Below are 18,558 nucleotides of genomic sequence, written 5' to 3'. Positions count from 1 at the left end.
ATAAAAATCGTAAATACACATCATAGAGGTCTCGTGTCTGCTGCGATTTTCATAGCTTGATACGCCCTCTCAAAAACACTTTCCTGATCTTGAGAACCATCCAAACACGCAACCCCCATGACCACCTCAACCCCCAACGGACCACGATCAGTCCAAACTGGAGCACTGCCCAAGCGCACCTGTAAGCGTTCAGCCACGAGGTTTGCCCCCTCAATTGAGGTTTCCGGTAAAAGGATCCCGAAAATTTTTTCTTCCAATCGCCCTATTGCATCAATCTCACGAATATCGCGTAAAGCCCGCTCAGAAACCGCCTTGAGGATCTGGGCAGTAATTGCTGCTGAACGGGTTGCCTCATTCGGCCAAGCGTAATCAACGCTCATGATGATCAAGGAAAGTGAATTACGATATCGTCTCGCCCTTTGAGTTTCGCGATCAAGCAAACGCAAAAAGTGCTGCCGGTTATACACCCCTGTTAGACGATCATAGAGTGTGTTTCTCAAAACTTTTTCCGCCAATTCTTCTCGACTCTGCTCACCCGTAGGAAAGTGAGCCTTCAGACTATCCAAAACTTCCGGCATCAGAATGAGTCGCGCATCTGTTTGTCGGCAAAGGGCTAGAATTCTTTCGCTGTGTTCTGGGCGAATATCACTGATGGCAAAAAGGATCAATCCAACATCATGCTGTTTCACCAAAGTGGGAATTTTGTCAGTTCGAGCGATCACTGGTAAACCATCAACCAACGCCCCAATCTTGCGCGGGTTGTCATCAATGAGTCCGATGGGGGTAAACGCTCGCGCCAGGTCTCCATTTCGAAGCAACCAGATACCAAAACGGGCCGTCTGCCCCGCTCCTATAATCAATACGCGCTCACCTAATGTCTTGACTCTTTCCCCTCTTGCTTGTAACCAACGTGTAACCAGATTACTAACCAGCCGATTCCGATAACGAGTCGCAACAAATCCGATGTAAGCGAACATGCCTGTTACAACCAAGACAATAGGTGGTAATAAAGTTCCACCTGGGAGGAAAAGGTTGACCAAAAAAAGGATCAATGTTACCAGCCCCGTCGAAACCGCCAGATCCATTGCTTCGGCAGCACCTGCGTTCGACCACTCAACACGGTTAATTCCCGTTAATGCATTGATCATACTGAACATAAAAGCGATGATGAACGCGATCCCGATTGACAATTCAATGCCAAGGTCCAATGGGCCACTCAGCCGCCGCAACACTCCTGCAAAACCAACAGCCACAAAAGCCACCAAGAAATCCACAAAGAACCAAACAAGATAGCGATTTAAAAAGCGCGCCAGTGGTCCCCAATAGAGTAAGTGCTCTGGAACCACATAATTCTTAAGCCGGGGAAGCAACACCACTGCTGTCCAGAATAGAACATCAAAATCTGTCCATAAACTACGATTCCGTACATACAGCTGATCCAAACGTAATTTGCTAGGGAGGATATCCCACAGGTAACGATCCATAACGTTTCGAGATTGGAGCATCTCTTCTTCATTGCGATACAGGACAGAAGCCGGGCTGGTGATTCCTGGTCGCACCGAGAGAATTTCGCGCCGGATGTCCTCCGGCCAGTGCGAGGCAATTTCTGGGTCTTCTGGTCGCGGCCCAACAAGGCTCATGTCTCCCACGAAGACATTCCACAATTGAGGCAATTCATTAAGTTTCGTGTCTCTCAAAATCCGCCCGAATGGCGTAATTCTCGGATCGTCCTTGGCTGTTACCCGCGCGCCATTAAACGAAGCAGGATGTTCATACATAGTACGGAACTTTAGGATCTTAAAAATACGACCATTCTTTCCCACGCGATGCCCTTTGTAAAAAATTGGCCCAGGTGAATCGCGTCGAATCATCATTACAACAAGAAGAAAGAAGGGAGCGAGAACGATCATCCCCATTGCTGAGACGACAATATCCCTAACTCGCCGCAACCCATCATCTAGATGACGCATCATGACCGAAAACCAGGCTTTAATCTCGGAATCTTCAGGTTCCTTGGTGTAAACAACTTTTTCCATTCCTCCCTCCATACCACAGGGTTTCGTAACCTCTAAAGAAAAAACACAGACCAACTCCAAGTTAAACACATTTATGAATTCCCCCAAGCTCAAACTCTCAATTTTTACGAGCGATTGCTTTTAAGAGGCCCGTTAAAAATCCCAAACCATAAGCAATGTGTAAAATTGCAAAAGTTGGCGGCAAGCGCCAAAAGTGTTCCCAACCATGTCGAATGGCAATAAGGAGTGATACGCCAAAATTAACCGCGGTATAAACCACTAGCAAACCCAATAGAAAATAACGCATCGGCACAATGAAAACAGATAACACTAATGCCACCAACAAGGTGCCAACGAAAGCAGGCGGAATAAGCTGGCGTAGACTGAATTGTGCCGGGTGTTTCTGTAGTACACGAACCTTGAAAAATCCATATTGGAAATATTGCCTCCAAAGGGCTTTCAAAGAACCTCGACTGTAATATTTAGACCGCACGTCGGGAGCAAGAAGTAACTTTCCTCCCATTGATCTAAGGCGATAGTTATATTCATCATCCTGATTTCTGATTAGGTCTTCGTCAAAAGGGCCTGCCTCGCGAAGGGTGCTCATTCTATAAGCCGGGAAAGGAATCGTATCAACATAGCGATGTGAATTGACATGAACCCGAAAAGCCGAATTTCCTACCCCAAACAGAGAAGACATGGCAAGTGCGATTGTCCTGGCTGTGGGTGTTTCCCCCACGGTTTCCATTGGCCCTCCGACACCCACAATAGGCTCTCGTTCTAAATAATCCACACAGCGCCGTATATAGTCTGGTGCAATGATGCAATGACCATCTACCCGAACCACAATTTCCCCCTTTGCCTTTGCAATGGCAATGTTTAATCCCACGGGCACTATCTTGCCTGGATTATCCAGCAGATATAAATTAGGAACGTGCTTTTGTTGCTCGCAGACGTATTCTCGCGTCCCATCTTCGGACATCCCATCAACTATCAGTATTTCCATACACTCTCGAGGATAGTCTTGGGCCAAAACTGCTTCTAGGCTTTGTTGGATGTAATCTCTTTCGTTTCTAACCGGCATTACAACGGATACAAACGGGTACTTCTCACCCGCCATTTTGTATTACTCCTTTGAACTCTTTTAGATAGATCTACAGGGATAAAGGACTGGAATGATCAAGCAGTGAAATAATGAAGCGAAATTTTCCGTTAGGGCCGCGCTGAATCGCATCAACTTTGACAACGTCCACGTCCATATCCTCACCCGCTATTTTCTTAACTCGCCGTACAAGCACATCTACATCACGATCCGAAAATCCTGCTTCAGGAACTATTCGTATCTCTAGATGATCCAAGGCCCTCTGAACAATCTGAGCTTCACGAACAGGTAAATCCGCTTTAAACACAACGGCAACAACTGCATCTATGCGGCGTCCGTCCGGAGACAAGAGCACATCATCCAAGCGTCCTTTTATTTCGGCTAATACTGGCATTTGTCGCCCACATTCACAATGCGTCGGATCAGATGCCCATCGCCCTCGATCCCCAATTTCATAGCGAATCAAAGGCATGATCGGGTTGAGCAACCCTGTCAAGATTAACCTACCAGGTTCAGTTTTATCAGCCGGTTTATCCTCTTCCTCCCTTAGAATTTCAATGACCCCTGCATCTGGCCAGACGTGCATGTGGCCAAATTCGCACTCACTGGCCGCAGCAACAGTTTCAGACATTCCGTAAGTATCCACCACTCGACACTTAAAACCGCGCGACAGAATTGCCCTGATCTCTGGTAGCAAAATTTCAGAGTTTGTAATCACTGAATCTAATTGGGGTAATTGCAAACCCACTTTTTCGGCCAAGCGAACTATTAGAGCCAACGCAAAAGGGTACCCCAAAAGATAGCGTATGCGGTATTTCCATAATGCTTCCACATAAGATGAAACAAAAGTCTCGCTGATATGGATCGCAGAAAGATAAAGTTGGTTTAGTCCTGCATTCCAGACCCAAAACGGCGGGTGCTGTTGAGTTACAGCAATGATGGGCTGCGCACCCAAAATGGCCCAACGGTCATGATATGAGAAACCATTCCATCTTCGAACTCGCGCTTCATAAAGAGCATACCATTGACGCTCTGTTTCTAAATTGCGCCATATCGTCAAGGGCGTGCCAGTGGTGCCGCTCGTATGTTCCTCGATCAACGAGCGAAAATCCGCTCCTTCAACCACAAAAGCCTTGGGAAACCGGCGCAGGGGGTCTTTTTTGAGTATCGGCCAGTTTTCTAAGTATGCCCAAGACGCCCGATCTCCCCTTTGACGTCGCTTTTCCCAATATTCACGATAATAAGGCACTTGTTTTACTGCCAAATCAAGCATTTCGTCCAAGCGCGTTTGTTGCCATGACTGCCATTCATCCCAAGACCAATGTTCACGAGAAAGGGCTTCATTAATTCTGCGCTCGGATCTTCCCCCAAAGCGTTGGGCTCGCAAGCGAAACCCATGAAGGCTAGCAACCAATGACTTCAAAGGGTAAGGAAGGCTTTGGTAAAGGGATATCTTATCCATTCGTTAACCTCATGAAAAGCACTACTCATCCCCCTTCACAAGACAGCGATCTCACGAAATAGAGATTCCCACCCCAAACGTACTGATTGCCAATCATATGTTTCCGCCATTGCCCGTCCCTTTTCTGAAAGCCGGGAGGACAAGGCTGGATCATCTATCAATCTAGTTACGGCATCAGCCATGTCAACGGCATTGTTGTCCTCTGTAAGCAAAGCTGTTTCCTCATCTCGTAACATAAACGGGATGCCACCCACAGAAGTAGCAACAATAGGTAACCCAAACGCAGCTGCTTCAACAACACTGACGGGTGTGTTATCCACCCGAGTGGTGCTGAGATAAATATCGTGGGCGCTAAATTCTTGCTGCTTGATCGTCATATCCATAAATCCTACCAAACGAACATTGGCCTCCAACCTCAATTTCTGGATTCGGGTCTTGACCTCATTAAGCCAACCGCGATCTTGTCCCCCCATGGTTAAGATTATCTCCGGCCAGCGAGATCTAAGCCGCGAAACAACCTCTAGGGCTAGTTCTGGATTGTAGGATTTCTCGAAGGTGCGCATCCAAATTAATCGAGGTAAACAGGTTTCCCGACGGCGATAGGGATAATCATGTAAATTAAGCACGTTTGGAATAACACGAACTAAAAATCCCATGGTTTCAAAATGATGGGCTAAATACGGGGATGGTGAAACCACAGCCGTACCTCGGTTAAGTACTCGATGAACCCAATGAGGAAAACGGTGACTAAACTGTGGCAATGCCCCACCATGAAGCCACATGATTATGGGTTTACCTAACCATTGCCCAATTAAGCTTGCCATATCCGCAAAGGCAAACCCTGCACCCGAGAAGACCATGATAAGAAGGACATCCACCTGATTTCTCCAGGTAAGCATTGTAGTGATCGCAATGTCCAAAGCACGACGTAGGCGATTGATATGAGTAGAGGTAAGACGTACCGAATAGCCTGCCTGGGTAAATAAGTTTGCCAGAATTTCACCTTGGCTAGTTACCCACCCCGGGTTAACTCCAAGCATTGAACCCACAAATCCTAGCCGGGGATACCTGTTAATCAATGACATTTTCACGCCTTCACCAAAGCAACTACTTTTGGAAGATTTAGGGAATGGGCGATTCTCTGATATAAGTCAAATACGTTTTTCCCCAAATTGGCATAACTATAAGAAGTTTCCACCATTTGCCGCCCCATTGTGCCCATTGTTTGACGCAACTGTGGGTGCTGAACCAACCAGGTAACTTTTTCCACAAAAACATCCTCGTCCTCGTGCGGCACCACAAAACCGTTGATACCATCTTGAACCACTTTTGGGGCATCCCCTGCTGGCGTCGTAACCACCGGCAAACCTGCAGCCATAGCCTCCAATAGACCATTTGGAAAGCCCTCGTGATCTGAGGTTAACATAAACACATCCATACGCGAGAGAAGAGCCGGAACAGCCTCACAATGGCCAAGAAATTGGACCCCATCGGGAATCAGTCCTAAATCAGTCGCCTGCTGCTCCAAGAGTTTCCTAAGCCTCCCATCACCGGCAATAATTCCCCCAACGGTAGGTACATGCTGTCGAACCCGCGCTAAGACGCGTAAGAAGCGGTCCAAGCGCTTAACCTCAATCAATCTCGAAACCGTAGCGATCCAAATACGTCCTTCCGGCAAGCAATAAAGGAAAGTCTGTGCAGCCTGTCGGTCATAGGCATGCAAGTCAATCGCATTTGGTAATACAAAAACCTTCGCAGGATTTAAACCAAAAGTAATTGCGCGCTGGCGAGCCGCATACGAGTTACTTAGAATCACATGGGGTAACCGCAACAACCAAGGCCCCCAAAAACCATTCGCACTTAACTCATACTCAAGATCACTTCGGAGGCTTCCAATCGCTACTCCACCGGTAAACTTTGAGGCAATAGCAGCATAAAGATTCGTATAAAAGTGAGCAGAATGGATAAAATGCGGACGAAAATCCCGAAGTAAGTTGATCAAAGCAAACACTCGCAAAATTGGACTGCCGGATTGACCAAACCAAACAACCGTTATTCCCTCTTTACGCAATACTCCCTCGTAAGGCTCATCTTGGGTCAAGCAATAAACTCGCACCTCGATGCCGGTTTGGGCTAAAGCGTTGGCCAGATACACGAGTTGTTTCTCAGCACCTCCAAAACCTAAAGTGCCAGCGATTATGGCTACACGCAATTTTTCCGGAGAAGCAACCATTTTTGGGGAAACCATCCTCAAACTCTTGTTCCCTGATGGGCCATTCGCCTTGTTCGTCCAGGTAAAGGCGTCTGCAAATAAGCATTTATGTGCTGGGGATTCAAAAGAGGAATAGAGCCGGCAACAAGATACCACAAATCTTTCCCTTGAAATTCCTTAGAAACAAACGAAACCGCTAAAACCACAGTTACCAAAAATCCAACGGCAAAGCGTTGATGCTCGTGGCTTAACCAACCGTTTATTAGAAATGACCCTACCATGATCGCCATTATTAAAATCCCCTGGATACCATTCTCCGCCAATGTCTTAATCCATCCTGAATGTGCCGGACGAGCTGCGCCATTTTGAATGTTTAGCAAAATGGCTCCGGCACGAAAGGAACCCGTTCCAATTCCCAGAGGACGTTCCTGGAAAATTTTTAATCCAGTAGCAGCAATATCAGAGCGTCCACTCGTTCGTTCAGCCAAGGTATAGGTGGGATCGAAAAGACGCTGGATTCGATTAAGCGCATAGGCTTCGCGTTCCCATAACAAATTTGATGCCCAGAAAACAGCAACACTTCCAACAACAAGGAAGAGCGTAGTCCAGGAAATACTACGTAAAACCAGCATGTAATAGACAACCACCACAAAAGCCGTCAATAAACTGCCACGGCTTCCGGTGAGAAAAATCCAAATAATATTGACGGCTGCCAGAAATAATAGGATTGGGCGTCCACGTTTAATTGCCCCTGCACTAGGCAATGCAAGTGCAATTGAAAAGATCGCAGTCATTGGAAACGCAGCCCAAGAGTTTGGATTGATATAGGGAAGATTACCCAGTTGAAGGTAAAACGCTAATCCTCCTAAAACCCCTGCAAAACCATTGACCATTCCCTGCCAGTAATAGACCCTGGAATCTCGCGAGGCTTTGACAAAATAGATGAGAATCCCCAACGTTGCTCCAACATTAAGCAGATCTTGCAGCCCGTCATTTATGTACACACTAAGAGGTAACATTAGCGCCAGAATAATCCAAAAGGCCTCGAGCCATCGTGTGTTGGGATCATTCAAGCGTAGAACTAATCGAAGGTTCAACAGAACAACAATGATCAACCAGTAATTCAAAGTGTTCCAACGCCATAGCCCACCACTTAACAGCAAGTTTCGCGTCAGGGGGTCGAGTGTACAAAGCAATCCAATTCCCAAAAGTCCGATACCAGGAAAGCGAAAACCAAGTATCGCCAATAGAAGGCCAACTATATTAAGCACAAGGACAGAATTAGAGTATCCCCAAACAAAACTAAATCCCCACATGATCAGAAGTAGAAGGATCAGCCCACGTGCAAACTTTCCGACGGAGTCCGTTGTGGACTCTTCTATATACAATTGGTCTTTTACTTCTGGTTTTCGAGCTCTCCGACCTACACGCTTTATCGTTACGACTTCACCCATTGCAACCTTCCATCGGAATAAATCCAACCCCATTGCTCAGCACATAACCGAGCAATCTGGTCAACCCATGCTTCTAGAGTCAGACCTTCCACGAACTGACGACAACGCTTTCGAATTTGTGACCAAGGAAAAGATGAAGAAAGTACTTCTTTTAACCTGACTGTCAGGCTACTTACATCTCCTGGTTCAATTAACCACCCACGCTCTCCATCTAAACCGATAATTTTCCTTGCCATCCCAACATCACTAGCAATAACAGGTAGTCCATGAGCCATTGCATCAAGCCAAGCCTTGCTCAAACCTTCTGTCAAAGAAGGCTGTACAGCAACATCCATGGTAAGCAATTGCGCAGACAATTCCTTCCGATTCAACTGCCCGGTAAACTCTATATATTTCTCGAGGTCCATTGCTTTAATCAGGGTTCCAAGCATGTTCCGGTGAGGACCATCCCCAATTAGAGTTAGGTGAGGCATAGGTTGAAAACCCTCTTCTTTTATCGTTTTTAACGCTTCAAATAAAATAGGAAGCCCTTTTTCCGGAGAGAGACGACCTATGAATACTAGACGGGGTTCACTACTCAAACCACGCTCAAAATTTGGCATTATTGTCCCCAATTCCTCATTTGTAAGTGCTGTGGTAAACAACCAATGCACGTTTGGCGAAGGGGGTTTATCATCCATTCCTGTGGCTAACATAAGATTCCGCCCTCCTGCTAAGCCCCGCATTGCCCAACGCATAAAACGGGTAGAAAGCGTAGTCTGATCATTTACCTCCCAAGAGCCCCCATAGCGTACAATTAAGTGCTTCCTCAACCCAACACCCACTCCCATCCCAAGTAATGGCAAGTCCCCCGGCAATGGGATATAAACCACCTGGGATTTCCGAATTTCTCGCCACATGAGCAAAAGATAATTTAGAGCATGTTTCAAGATAAATAATTTGCGTTTCTTCCCCTCCCCGTGAGGTGAAGGCAAAACCACTACCTCGATGCCTGCCGGTAGTTCAATTCCACCACTTCCCTCAGTTACCTTTGTAATCATCAAAGTGGTTTGATCAAATAAAGAAGCCAATGCTCTAATTTGGAGAGGAAATCCTCCACTGGAATACCAATGTCCATTTGAATCCGTCCAGCACTCTTTATAGGAAACTATGCACAAACGCATCTCATCTAACCCTCATGAAGGGTTTTAAGCACAACCGTGCGAGGCAGAACAATCTCCAATTTACCCAAATTAGCCAACTCCTGGACTCGTTCCAGGAAGGGAATGAGTTGTCTCTCGCCTTGAGCACCATTCCCGTTTAAAGCATGTGGATGTGCAAAACAAACCACGAAACCGTTTTTTTCTATCGCACGGTCAATGAGATTTAGTGTATCTGTTCGAAAACCAAAAGCATTGGTCCTCAGAGTCGTAACACCTCGAATCATCTCAATTTTAGGAAAGAAGGGCTTACGGCATCCCAAATACTGCATCAGTCTCTCATTCAATGGTCTATAAGCCACCCTACAAAACGTAAACCCTTCCTCATGTAACGCTTGGCACAGAAAACCCAAATCTACTCGGTCACGAGGCACTCCACGGCGTTCCGAAAGGCTGATCGAACCTCGTTCCCAAAAATCAAATGGCTGGTTATAAGTAGGAGCAAAGGTAGTAACCGGCTGCGAAATACAGGTCTCTAATACTTCTTTACTCTGCCGAATGATTTGAGGTAGATTTCCTTTTCCCACCCCGGGCAACCACTCATGGTGCATGGCGTGGCTAGCAATTTCATGCCCCTGGGCAGCAATTTCACGGATTAATCCCGGATCATGATATGGACGCACTCCCGGGAGAGCAACGGCTCCAACCACCGCAAAACACGCCTTAACACCAAATTGTTCTAACAACCTTAATAGCCTTTCGGTGCAACTGAACTCCAAGGGTCCCCACGTCTTTGGACCACTACCGGATCGGGATCTTTCTGCTCCCCACTCGGCATCAAAATCCCAAAAAAGGATTAATTTTCCACCCATGCGGCCTCTTCGCTTCGATCCATAAATTCGAGTAATTTGCCAACCGCGATGGTCTCGGAGAATTGATTAATATGGCTTCTTATACCCTGTCTCACGCACTCTAATTCGTCTTGTGACATCAACGTAATCCCATCAAAGCGCTCCACAAATGTTTCATCGGAAAAACGCAACCAGTCCAATGGCACAATTTCCCTCTGACCTCCAGAATCGTGAACAAAGGGTATCGCCCCCATGGCAATTGCTTCAACTGTGGTCATGCCAAAATGCTCATTTACGGCCGGAAAGACGTAAAAGCGTGTCCGCGCCAGGGCTTCTTTCACTTCCGCATAAGATGGATTGGGTAGAAAAGATACTCTATGGGCTATCCCCATACGCTCAGCCTGCGCCTGCAAGGAACGCAAATAGGGTATGCGATGGGGCGGAACTCCCCCCATAATCAGGTAGTGCCATTGAGGATACACCTTAGCCAGCCTGAAGATCCAATTCGGGCGCTTATAATCCACAATGCGAGAAAAGAACGTAACGCAATCCCGTTGTGACCAATCCCCCGGATCGAAATGCCATTCCTCGAGATTAATGGGAGGATAAACGACCGGCAATTCTACGCCGTGGGCTTGATAAAATAGTCCCGCCGTATAACGGGAATTGATCACATAACAATCTTGCCGATGATATTCATAGGCTGGCCATCGTTTCGACAAGACACGCTGATATCCAGCACGTAACATGCGCATTGGTAGACCCCGCAATCCTCGTCCGGATTGCTCTAATTGGGGAAGTAAAGGCGGGCCGCTTAGGTACCTAACATGCGGCATACCTGGTGGTACCAGAAACCCATTATGAAAAAGAAAGGCAAAACGGTATTTCCTTTCCATTCCTTCATAACGAATAGTGTTAAAGATCCAGGTGAGATAACGTAATGTATTAGGCAACCGATCAATCCAGAAAGTGGGAACAGGAAACCTCACTTTCTCAAATTTGGCTTGGCATTGCTGTCTCTGCAATAAACTTGGGTTAGGAGGAACATCCCATAGGATTGTTGGCACAATTCCCCGCCGATTCAACCCGCGAATCAAAGCAAACGCCACCGATTGAACACCCCCTGGTCGGTCTAGCCGATAAACAACCGCCACATGTCTTAAATCCACAAGATCGCTCCCCCTAATTCCTGGCAAGGTTTAAGAACATCTGAGAAAGAGGGGCTACAATGTTGGGTTGGGCAAAGGTTGCCAGGACATGTTCTCTTCCTGCCAAGCCCAAAGATTTGCGCATCTCTGGATGACTCAATAACATCACTACTTTTGAGGCTAAATCCTCAGCAGCCTGCTCCCCTAATGGATGAAATTTGATGCCATTGACGCCGTCTTCGACCAACTCTGCTGCGCCTCCAAAATCTGGCACGATCACTGCACAACCCGCCAATTGGGCTTCTAAAATCACCCGTCCGAGCGGTTCCCGCCGCGATGTAAGACAAAACACATCCATTTCGCTCATTAACTCCGCTACATCTGTCCGCGGCCCAAGAAAACTAAGATACTTTTGCACCCCTAAGGTCATAGCGAGCGAACGTAAACCTTGTTCATAATCTTGCTCAGAATTTTGTGCCCCTCCCACAACGATAAAACGCGCTTGGGGAATCTGCTCTAAGACCTTTGGAATAGAGCGAATGAAAAGTTCGGGCTGTTTATAAGGAGTCAATCGTCCTACCCACCCCACAACCAGATTGTTTTCCGGGAAAATAAGCCTACGGTGTGCAACCGAAGACTGTACGCGCGCCAACCAGGCCTCTGCATTAATTGGATCGTAGTTCACATAAATTGGAACTCCGTTTGCCATTGGAGCGATAGCGCCTGCAATATCGCATGAAATCGCCACCAGAGCCTTGGCTTGATGCAAAATTTTTCGGTATAAGGGGACATCTCGTAGATAATCTCGTATGATGATCACAAGGGGCAAGCCTGCCCATTTGGTGCCGGTCATGACTCGACTGGCGGCAGCAAATGTATTGCAAACTATTAACCGAAAATCTTCCTGGATGAGTTTTCTAGCCAACCAGAAAGATTGAACCTCATGCCATCCTGGAAAGAGACGCCGCGGTGTAGAAATGGGATACGACCAGACCGGTAAATTTAACTGGCGATAGACATTTGCCAATCGCCCTTCCCCAGGCACCAACATGTAAGCCCGCAGTCGAGGATCCAACCACCTTACTGTATCCACTAAAGCATATTCTGCACCACTGACAATGTCTGGTCGGTAATGAGCAAATAGTATTTTCACCTTACACCTGATAATGTCCACCCAAGTGAAAACGCCTCTGTAAACTCAGCGCCAGACGGCTTAGCCAGGTATAACCCGGGATCCGATGAAGACGCTGGGTTAGTGTATTAACTTGATCCTTCAATTGCTCAATGGCGATCAGGGCAGCATCAAGTTCGGATTGTAGAAAAGTTACCTCTCGCAGACGAAACACAGGATGATCAGGATAAAGCCGTTCCAGATCAAAGGCTTCGCTTGGCCAAGAGACAAAATATTCAGGTGAATCGAGAATTCTGGCCGGGAAACTGAGTGGCTTTCCATGTGAACATTGTTCTCGCCTGATCTTAATCATCGTTTCAATCAATTGAACCAAGCGAGGAAGCGCTGGAGTACGACATTCAAGTGCATCATGTAAACAAAAATCCTGATAAAGCATCCGCTCAAGCGGAGGATTACGTAGATCTTCTAGAACGGGCTCAATATGAGAAGAACACTTAATCTCCCAAGCCGCTGAAGTATAAACAGGCACGAGATGGTAGTTCAATAAAGCAACAGGCAATCCAACCAGCATGGCTTCTAGTTGGGCGGTAGATGGCGTGGTAATTACAGCATCCATCTGAGGCAGCAATTGGTGTAACTCATCTCCCGTGGCCGAGGTGAAAGTATTTTCAACCCCCAACTCGAGATGAAGGCCTTTCGAAAGTCGCCAGACCACTTCAATATCTTTACGGTGTTTCAAATGATCGCGAAGATCTCTAAGCGACTGAAGTGTTACCTCGCGTTCTTGGGAAGTAAACCCCGGTGTCCTGGCCGTCATAACCAGCAAGCGGAAAGGTCTCCCTTCAATGGGGTGCGTACGTATGGGATAGTGTTGTAGAATAAGATCATCCAGCCGTGGTGCACCAACAATTTCACACTTGCCTACGTTTCCCCACGACTCATACAAGCGAGCGTCTAAGCGCCCTAAACAGGCAACCTTATGAGTTAAGATAGGTTGATTAAGCGGTCGTTTATTTCCGCCCTTGATTCTAGACCAGGTATTGCGCCACTCCTGAATACCATCCATAACAAGAAGAGTAGCAATGTTACGGCGAACCATTTCCGCTACCACCAATCCGCGCTGAGGGTTACTTGCCTCAAAGGTAATCACGATGTCCGGTTGGTGAGCTGCAATCTTGGCTGGAATATACTCTGCTTCAATCACCATCCGTTCGCCAAAGTGACGCAGTAAAGGCTCGGCATGATGAAAGAAACCGCTTGCTCCTAGAACCACAATTTCGGGCATGGATGGTTACCTCAAAGATAAGATGTCTATGCAACTGGAGATAAGGACGCCGATTCCCAATAAGAGCGCGATATCTTCCAAATCTCCAAAAGACTTTCTAAAAGGGCACTAATCTCGCTTAATGGGACCATGTTAGGACCATCGCTGAGGGCCTTTTCGGGATTCGGGTGAGTTTCCATAAAAAAACCATCCACTCCTACCGCCGCAGCAGCTCGCGCCAAATATGGTGCAAACTCACGTTGTCCACCTGAGCGCCCATTCATCCCTCCCGGCATTTGAACACTGTGAGTCAGGTCAAAAACGACGGGTGCAAATTGGCGCATAATCACCAATGATCGCATATCCACGACCAAATTGTGGTAACCAAAACTACTTCCGCGTTCAGTTAAAAATACCCGTTGATTCCCCGTATCAGTGACTTTTTCCACCGCAAACTTCATATCCTCTGGTGCCATAAACTGACCTTTCTTTATATTCACCACCCTTCCACTACGGGCGACAGTCTGAATTAAATCGGTCTGACGGCATAGAAACGCTGGTATTTGTATAATATCTGCCACTTCCATTACGGCCATCACCTGGCTGGTCTCATGAACATCCGTTAACACTGGAATATTCACCTCTTCACGTACTCGTGCCAAGATTTTCAATGCGGGTTCAAATCCAATACTGCGAAACGAGCGGTGAGAAGTACGATTGGCTTTATCATAAGAAGATTTGAACACAAATGGCAAGCCGAGCCGGTTGGTGATTTCCTTCAACGCCCATGCCGTCTCTAGCACCAATTCCATAGATTCCACAACGCAGGGACCTGCAATAATCAAAGGGAAATCCCCTCCAATTATGCACTGTGGATCAATGTTAAATGCTTTTGGATGGGTCATGGTTCACCTCGCGCCGAGATAAATATCATGGAGTCGAATCAATCCCAGACAGATACCGCTTTCCCCTTCCACAACGGGCAAGACGGAAATCTGAGAAGGCCGATTTTCCATAATCTCCGCCGCCCGGCCCAATGTCACGTCTGGGGTGATTCGAATCGGGTTCTGAGTCATAATATCGCGTGCATGCAGAGAACGAATATCGTCGAATCTTTGTAGGGCACGTCGGACGTCTCCATCGGTTATCAATCCAATTAAGTGGTTGTCCTCACCCACCACGCAAGCCGCACCTAAGGGATGCTGAGTCATAGCAATAACAACATCTTTGAGCGATGTCTCTGGTCTGACCCAGGCAATATCTTGAAATCGGTGCATAACATCGCCTACATGTAAATACAGATTGCGCCCCAATTGTCCTGCTGGATGAAACCGAACAAAATCCTGCTCGGTAAACTGTCGCGCTATCATTAATGCTGCTGCCAAAGCATCTCCTAAGGCCAAAGCAACCACAGCACTCGCGGTGGGCACAATGCCAAGGGGATCTGCTTCACGTGGTATCCGTGCGTCTAACACCACATCGGCTTCACGGGCTAGGTGAGATTCAAGATTACCGACAATGGCAATTAGCGCTGAACGAAATTGACGCAGAATCGGTGTGAGCCGGATCAGTTCTTCACTGCTCCCGCTTTTGGAAACCAAGATAGTCGGATCACCAGGTGTATAGACCCCCAAATCACCATGAACCGCCTCTGCCGCGTGAAGAAAGACCGCTGGAGTGCCTGTACTGCATAGAGTAGCGGCAATTTTTTGTGCCACATGTCCAGATTTACCTATTCCGCTTACGACTACTTTGCCGGAGTGACTTAGAATGATCTCCACAGCCCGCGAAAGGCTCCCGTCCAAATGAGTAGCGGCAAACTGAATGGCGTTTGCCTCATTGATCATCACAGATTGAGCAACCTCCAACCACTTGGACTGCTTCTCAAGCAGCATAACTCTTAATCCTCCTGTGAGAAAACCCCGCGTACGCGTTCTAAGTCTTCCCATGTATCCACAGCAATGGGATGATAAGTTGTTTCTACCGTATAGATTTCGTATCCTGCTTCCATGAAACGCAATTGTTCCAATTTCTCGGACTGCTCCAAAAGTGAGGGAGGAAGTGAGGGATAAGACTCTAGCACATCCCGCCGATATCCATATACACCTACATGCCCCCAGAACTGCCCAGCCTCCAACCAACGGTCAGGGGGTAAATCGCGGACAAATGGAATGGGTTGGCGTGAAAAATAAAGGGCACGACCTCGGTAGCTCCGCGCCACCTTTACTACCGATGAATTAAATAAGTCATTTGGGTCTAAAATCTGGTAAACCGGCGTGACAATTTCGCATCTTAACGTGAGCCAAGATTGGACCAAATCATCTAGTAGAAGAGGATCTAACAAAGGCTCATCTGCTTGCACATTGATAATGAACTCCGCGTCAATGTCTCTGACCAACGAGGCTACTCGTTCGCTTCCTGAGTGGCATGACGAACTGGTTAATTGGGCCTCCCCACCCCAACTTCTTACCAATTGCAATACTTCCTCGGCATCGGTGGCCACAACAACTCTCTCAATCATTTGGCTTTGCTTAACCCGTTGCCAGACATGCCAAAGCATAGGCCACCCATTGATATCGGCCATAACCTTTCGCGGCAAACGCGTCGAATCAAGTCGTGCCGGTATAATGGCACAAATCCCCATAACCCCTCCTTGCATAGAGAGCTATCTGACTAAATTGGAGCGTTGGCGAATCAAATGCCACCAGTTCAAAAAGATTTTTCCAACCATGGTGTTCCAGAAATAGGCTGGACGAAAATACATTGCCCAAAATTGATGCCAAAGCGCCATCCCAATGGATCGCGAACGCAAACTCATTAACCAATGCCCTTGACCTCTTCGTGCCCTTGCCACTCTTCTGCGCTGTTGTCTTGCCCGCCAATCTCCCCACTCGCAATATGAAAGCGCCTTTTCGTCTTCACGATACATTTCCAGCACTTGTGAACCACGCTTTGAAGCCGCATGAAACCGATCTGCTGCTAGAGGATAATCCAATAAGACCACCCTTCCCAAGCGACACACTCGATACATTAACTCCCGATCCATGGTATATCGAAGATCTTCCCGCACCCAACAGCCAGCCTTGCTTAGGAAGTTCCCTACAAAGAACGTGCTTTGTTGAGGTAGATACCACGCCCTTATATCTAGCAATGACAGATCTAGCGGGGATTGTGCCTTCAGAAAAGGCTTGCGCGTTTGTAATACATTTCCGTCCTGATCCACCATTAAAACCCCGCCAGTAATTACGGCCACCGAGGGATCAAAATCCCAAGCCATTGCAATCCAATGCAAAGCACCTGGCAGGTAGTAATCGTCTGAGTTCAAATAAGTGATCAACTCCCCCGTGGATCGCTCCCAGCCTTTGTTTATGGCATGGCTTTGCCCGCGATCAGGTTCGCTCACCCACGAGGTGAGCCAGGGTGCATATTCCTGCAATATCGCCCCCGTTTCATCCGTGCTTCCTCCGTCCATGACATGAATTTCTAAATTGGGATACCCCTGAAGCAACAACGAGCGCAATGTGGCTTCTAGGTAACGTCCTTGGTTATAACTCGGTATAGTTACACTGATTCGAGGCCATCTGCGTCCGTTGGGCATAAGAGAAGGAAATATCAGCACATCTTCAGGCGTCCAAGGCCAGCCTCTTTGATTCGAAAGAGGCGGTGGAAGATTAGTTATGGCGTTCACGAGAACCCTTTTGTTTGAACATCGCATCAATGTGCGAAAAAATTTCTGTTGCCACTCGTTGCCAGTTGTAATAACTCTCAACCAAACGGCGCGCTTTCTGCCCGAGAGACAAGCGCCTGCTCCGATCGGATGCCAATAACAATAGTCGCTCTACGAGGTAGCTCGCATCATCAAATGGGACTAAAAAATCTATAGCCTCCATTTGTTGAAGGACTACATTGACCTGTGGTTGAGGCGTCGCAATAACAGCCAAACCACTCGCCATGTAATCAAAGAGTTTTAAAGGCGAGTTATAGTCGGCAACACCAGGCCGATATAGAACCAAACCGACATCCATAGCGGCCAGCCAATGCGGAAGTTCTTCATATGGTTTGGGGCCATGGTAAATCACATTGGGTGGGGTTTGATCTATAGGGAACGAATGGCCAATAACATGAAACGTGATCTCTGGTCTATGTTCATTCCACAACTGCTTAGCCGCTTCCACCATCAAACCAAAGTGATGCCATGATAAATCAGCACTACCAATCCACACCACTCTAAGCGACGCCTCATCGTGAGGTAACGCCGGAATAAGATCGGGACGAAAATGTTCCGAATCAGATCCATTCGGAACTGTTACAGCGTATTTGATCCCTAAATTAGTTTGGACATAATTCCGCAACGCCTCAGAAACACAAATTGCCAAATCGCAGCCCTTCCCATAAGCCCGAAATTGAGCGATTGATTCCTGGACTGCACGTTCCGAACGTCCCATAATGCGATGAAATTCTGGAATGGTATTAAACTCCCACACGTGCCCTGTGCCGTTTAGCCACCACCGACGCGGTGGAACAGCATAACGACAGCTCAACGCCGGCATCTCCTGCAAGCGCGTGTAAATGATATCCATCTGACGCAAGCTCCACCATCGTTCTAAGCGTCTTTTGGCTAAGGTGCGAAGTCGAGGATACTGCGCTACAGGTTCATCCAGCCAAATCGTATGACCCAACTCTAAAGAGTGGCGAATAAATTGTCGGATATGGGCGTTACGCCCGCGGGTGTCCCCCGGCTTGTAGTCGGTATTGGCATAATAAATATTCATTATGATC

16 protein-coding genes are annotated in these 18,558 nt (G+C 47.3%); all 16 read right to left on the bottom strand.

Going from position 1 to position 18,558, the window contains the following annotated elements; translation table 11 throughout:
• Positions 1 to 20: 20 nt before the first annotated feature.
• Complete coding sequence (locus tag QYE77_RS01810; RefSeq protein ID WP_315623634.1) at positions 21 to 2,036, bottom strand: sugar transferase; 2,016 nt, start codon at positions 2,034 to 2,036, stop codon at positions 21 to 23.
• A 97-nt stretch (positions 2,037 to 2,133) separates the two neighbouring features.
• Positions 2,134 to 3,135 carry a glycosyltransferase family 2 protein gene (locus QYE77_RS01805; protein WP_315623633.1) on the bottom strand — a complete coding sequence of 334 codons (1,002 nt, stop codon included), beginning with the start codon at positions 3,133 to 3,135 and terminating at the stop codon, positions 2,134 to 2,136.
• Positions 3,136 to 3,169: 34 nt separating this feature from the next.
• A complete protein-coding gene (locus tag QYE77_RS01800; RefSeq protein WP_315624909.1) occupies positions 3,170 to 4,390 on the bottom strand; it encodes a phenylacetate--CoA ligase family protein in 1,221 nt (406 codons plus the stop codon).
• Positions 4,391 to 4,614: 224 nt separating this feature from the next.
• A complete protein-coding gene (locus QYE77_RS01795) occupies positions 4,615 to 5,664 on the bottom strand; it encodes a glycosyltransferase family 4 protein (protein ID WP_315623632.1) in 1,050 nt (349 codons plus the stop codon).
• Between the two features lie 2 nt (positions 5,665 to 5,666).
• Positions 5,667 to 6,812, bottom strand: coding sequence for a glycosyltransferase (locus tag QYE77_RS01790; RefSeq protein ID WP_315623631.1), 1,146 nt, complete (start codon positions 6,810 to 6,812; stop codon positions 5,667 to 5,669).
• A 17-nt stretch (positions 6,813 to 6,829) separates the two neighbouring features.
• On the bottom strand, positions 6,830 to 8,245 hold the full coding sequence (locus tag QYE77_RS01785; protein ID WP_315623630.1) for an O-antigen ligase family protein: 1,416 nt from the start codon (positions 8,243 to 8,245) through the stop codon (positions 6,830 to 6,832).
• Positions 8,230 to 9,408 (bottom strand): glycosyltransferase, encoded by a 1,179-nt coding sequence (locus QYE77_RS01780; protein ID WP_315623629.1) that lies wholly within the window; start codon positions 9,406 to 9,408, stop codon positions 8,230 to 8,232. Before QYE77_RS01780 ends, QYE77_RS01785 begins: the two co-directional genes overlap by 16 nt.
• A gap of 5 nt (positions 9,409 to 9,413) precedes the next feature.
• Positions 9,414 to 10,256: a polysaccharide deacetylase family protein gene (locus QYE77_RS01775; RefSeq protein WP_315623628.1), complete on the bottom strand. Its 843-nt coding sequence runs from the start codon at positions 10,254 to 10,256 to the stop codon at positions 9,414 to 9,416.
• Positions 10,241 to 10,990 (bottom strand): glycosyltransferase family 4 protein, encoded by a 750-nt coding sequence (locus QYE77_RS01770; protein ID WP_315623627.1) that lies wholly within the window; start codon positions 10,988 to 10,990, stop codon positions 10,241 to 10,243. The genes QYE77_RS01775 and QYE77_RS01770 overlap by 16 nt, the downstream gene beginning before the upstream one ends.
• 427 nt (positions 10,991 to 11,417) lie before the next feature.
• A complete protein-coding gene (locus QYE77_RS01765; protein ID WP_315623626.1) occupies positions 11,418 to 12,536 on the bottom strand; it encodes a glycosyltransferase family 4 protein in 1,119 nt (372 codons plus the stop codon).
• A 1-nt stretch (position 12,537) separates the two neighbouring features.
• A complete protein-coding gene (locus tag QYE77_RS01760; RefSeq protein ID WP_315623625.1) occupies positions 12,538 to 13,800 on the bottom strand; it encodes a hypothetical protein in 1,263 nt (420 codons plus the stop codon).
• 26 nt (positions 13,801 to 13,826) lie between these two features.
• A complete protein-coding gene (gene kdsA / locus QYE77_RS01755; protein WP_315623624.1) occupies positions 13,827 to 14,684 on the bottom strand; it encodes a 3-deoxy-8-phosphooctulonate synthase in 858 nt (285 codons plus the stop codon).
• 3 nt (positions 14,685 to 14,687) lie between these two features.
• Positions 14,688 to 15,674, bottom strand: coding sequence for a KpsF/GutQ family sugar-phosphate isomerase (locus QYE77_RS01750; RefSeq protein WP_315623623.1), 987 nt, complete (start codon positions 15,672 to 15,674; stop codon positions 14,688 to 14,690).
• A 5-nt stretch (positions 15,675 to 15,679) separates the two neighbouring features.
• The gene (kdsB, locus tag QYE77_RS01745) at positions 15,680 to 16,423 is read right to left on the bottom strand and encodes a 3-deoxy-manno-octulosonate cytidylyltransferase (RefSeq protein WP_315623622.1); all 744 of its coding nucleotides are present in this window, start codon (positions 16,421 to 16,423) and stop codon (positions 15,680 to 15,682) included.
• Between the two features lie 21 nt (positions 16,424 to 16,444).
• Entirely contained in the window at positions 16,445 to 17,377 is a 933-nt protein-coding gene (locus tag QYE77_RS01740) for a glycosyltransferase family 2 protein (RefSeq protein ID WP_315623621.1), read from the bottom strand.
• A gap of 73 nt (positions 17,378 to 17,450) precedes the next feature.
• Entirely contained in the window at positions 17,451 to 18,551 is a 1,101-nt protein-coding gene (locus QYE77_RS01735) for a glycosyltransferase family 4 protein (protein ID WP_315623620.1), read from the bottom strand.
• Positions 18,552 to 18,558: the final 7 nt, after the last annotated feature.

Origin of the sequence: Thermanaerothrix solaris (assembly GCF_032334255.1) — a bacterium.
Taxonomy (GTDB): Bacteria; Chloroflexota; Anaerolineae; order Anaerolineales; family Anaerolineaceae; genus Thermanaerothrix; species Thermanaerothrix solaris.
This window is presented reverse-complemented; position numbering and strand designations above follow the sequence as displayed.

Excerpts from the sequence above, each read along its gene's own strand:
- QYE77_RS01770 (WP_315623627.1), bottom strand. The coding sequence starts at position 10,990 with ATGCGCATGTTACGTGCTGGATATCAGCGTGTCTTGTCGAAACGATGG.
- QYE77_RS01790 (WP_315623631.1), bottom strand. The coding sequence starts at position 6,812 with ATGGTTGCTTCTCCGGAAAAATTGCGTGTAGCCATAATCGCTGGCACT.
- QYE77_RS01810 (WP_315623634.1), bottom strand. The coding sequence starts at position 2,036 with ATGGAAAAAGTTGTTTACACCAAGGAACCTGAAGATTCCGAGATTAAA.
- QYE77_RS01760 (WP_315623625.1), bottom strand. The coding sequence starts at position 13,800 with ATGCCCGAAATTGTGGTTCTAGGAGCAAGCGGTTTCTTTCATCATGCC.
- QYE77_RS01800 (WP_315624909.1), bottom strand. The coding sequence starts at position 4,390 with ATGCTTGATTTGGCAGTAAAACAAGTGCCTTATTATCGTGAATATTGG.
- QYE77_RS01735 (WP_315623620.1), bottom strand. The coding sequence starts at position 18,551 with ATGAATATTTATTATGCCAATACCGACTACAAGCCGGGGGACACCCGC.
- QYE77_RS01805 (WP_315623633.1), bottom strand. The coding sequence starts at position 3,135 with ATGGCGGGTGAGAAGTACCCGTTTGTATCCGTTGTAATGCCGGTTAGA.
- QYE77_RS01795 (WP_315623632.1), bottom strand. The coding sequence starts at position 5,664 with ATGTCATTGATTAACAGGTATCCCCGGCTAGGATTTGTGGGTTCAATG.
- QYE77_RS01750 (WP_315623623.1), bottom strand. The coding sequence starts at position 15,674 with ATGCTGCTTGAGAAGCAGTCCAAGTGGTTGGAGGTTGCTCAATCTGTG.
- QYE77_RS01785 (WP_315623630.1), bottom strand. The coding sequence starts at position 8,245 with ATGGGTGAAGTCGTAACGATAAAGCGTGTAGGTCGGAGAGCTCGAAAA.
- QYE77_RS01780 (WP_315623629.1), bottom strand. The coding sequence starts at position 9,408 with ATGCGTTTGTGCATAGTTTCCTATAAAGAGTGCTGGACGGATTCAAAT.
- QYE77_RS01775 (WP_315623628.1), bottom strand. The coding sequence starts at position 10,256 with ATGGGTGGAAAATTAATCCTTTTTTGGGATTTTGATGCCGAGTGGGGA.
- QYE77_RS01740 (WP_315623621.1), bottom strand. The coding sequence starts at position 17,377 with ATGCCCAACGGACGCAGATGGCCTCGAATCAGTGTAACTATACCGAGT.
- kdsB (WP_315623622.1), bottom strand. The coding sequence starts at position 16,423 with ATGGGGATTTGTGCCATTATACCGGCACGACTTGATTCGACGCGTTTG.
- kdsA (WP_315623624.1), bottom strand. The coding sequence starts at position 14,684 with ATGACCCATCCAAAAGCATTTAACATTGATCCACAGTGCATAATTGGA.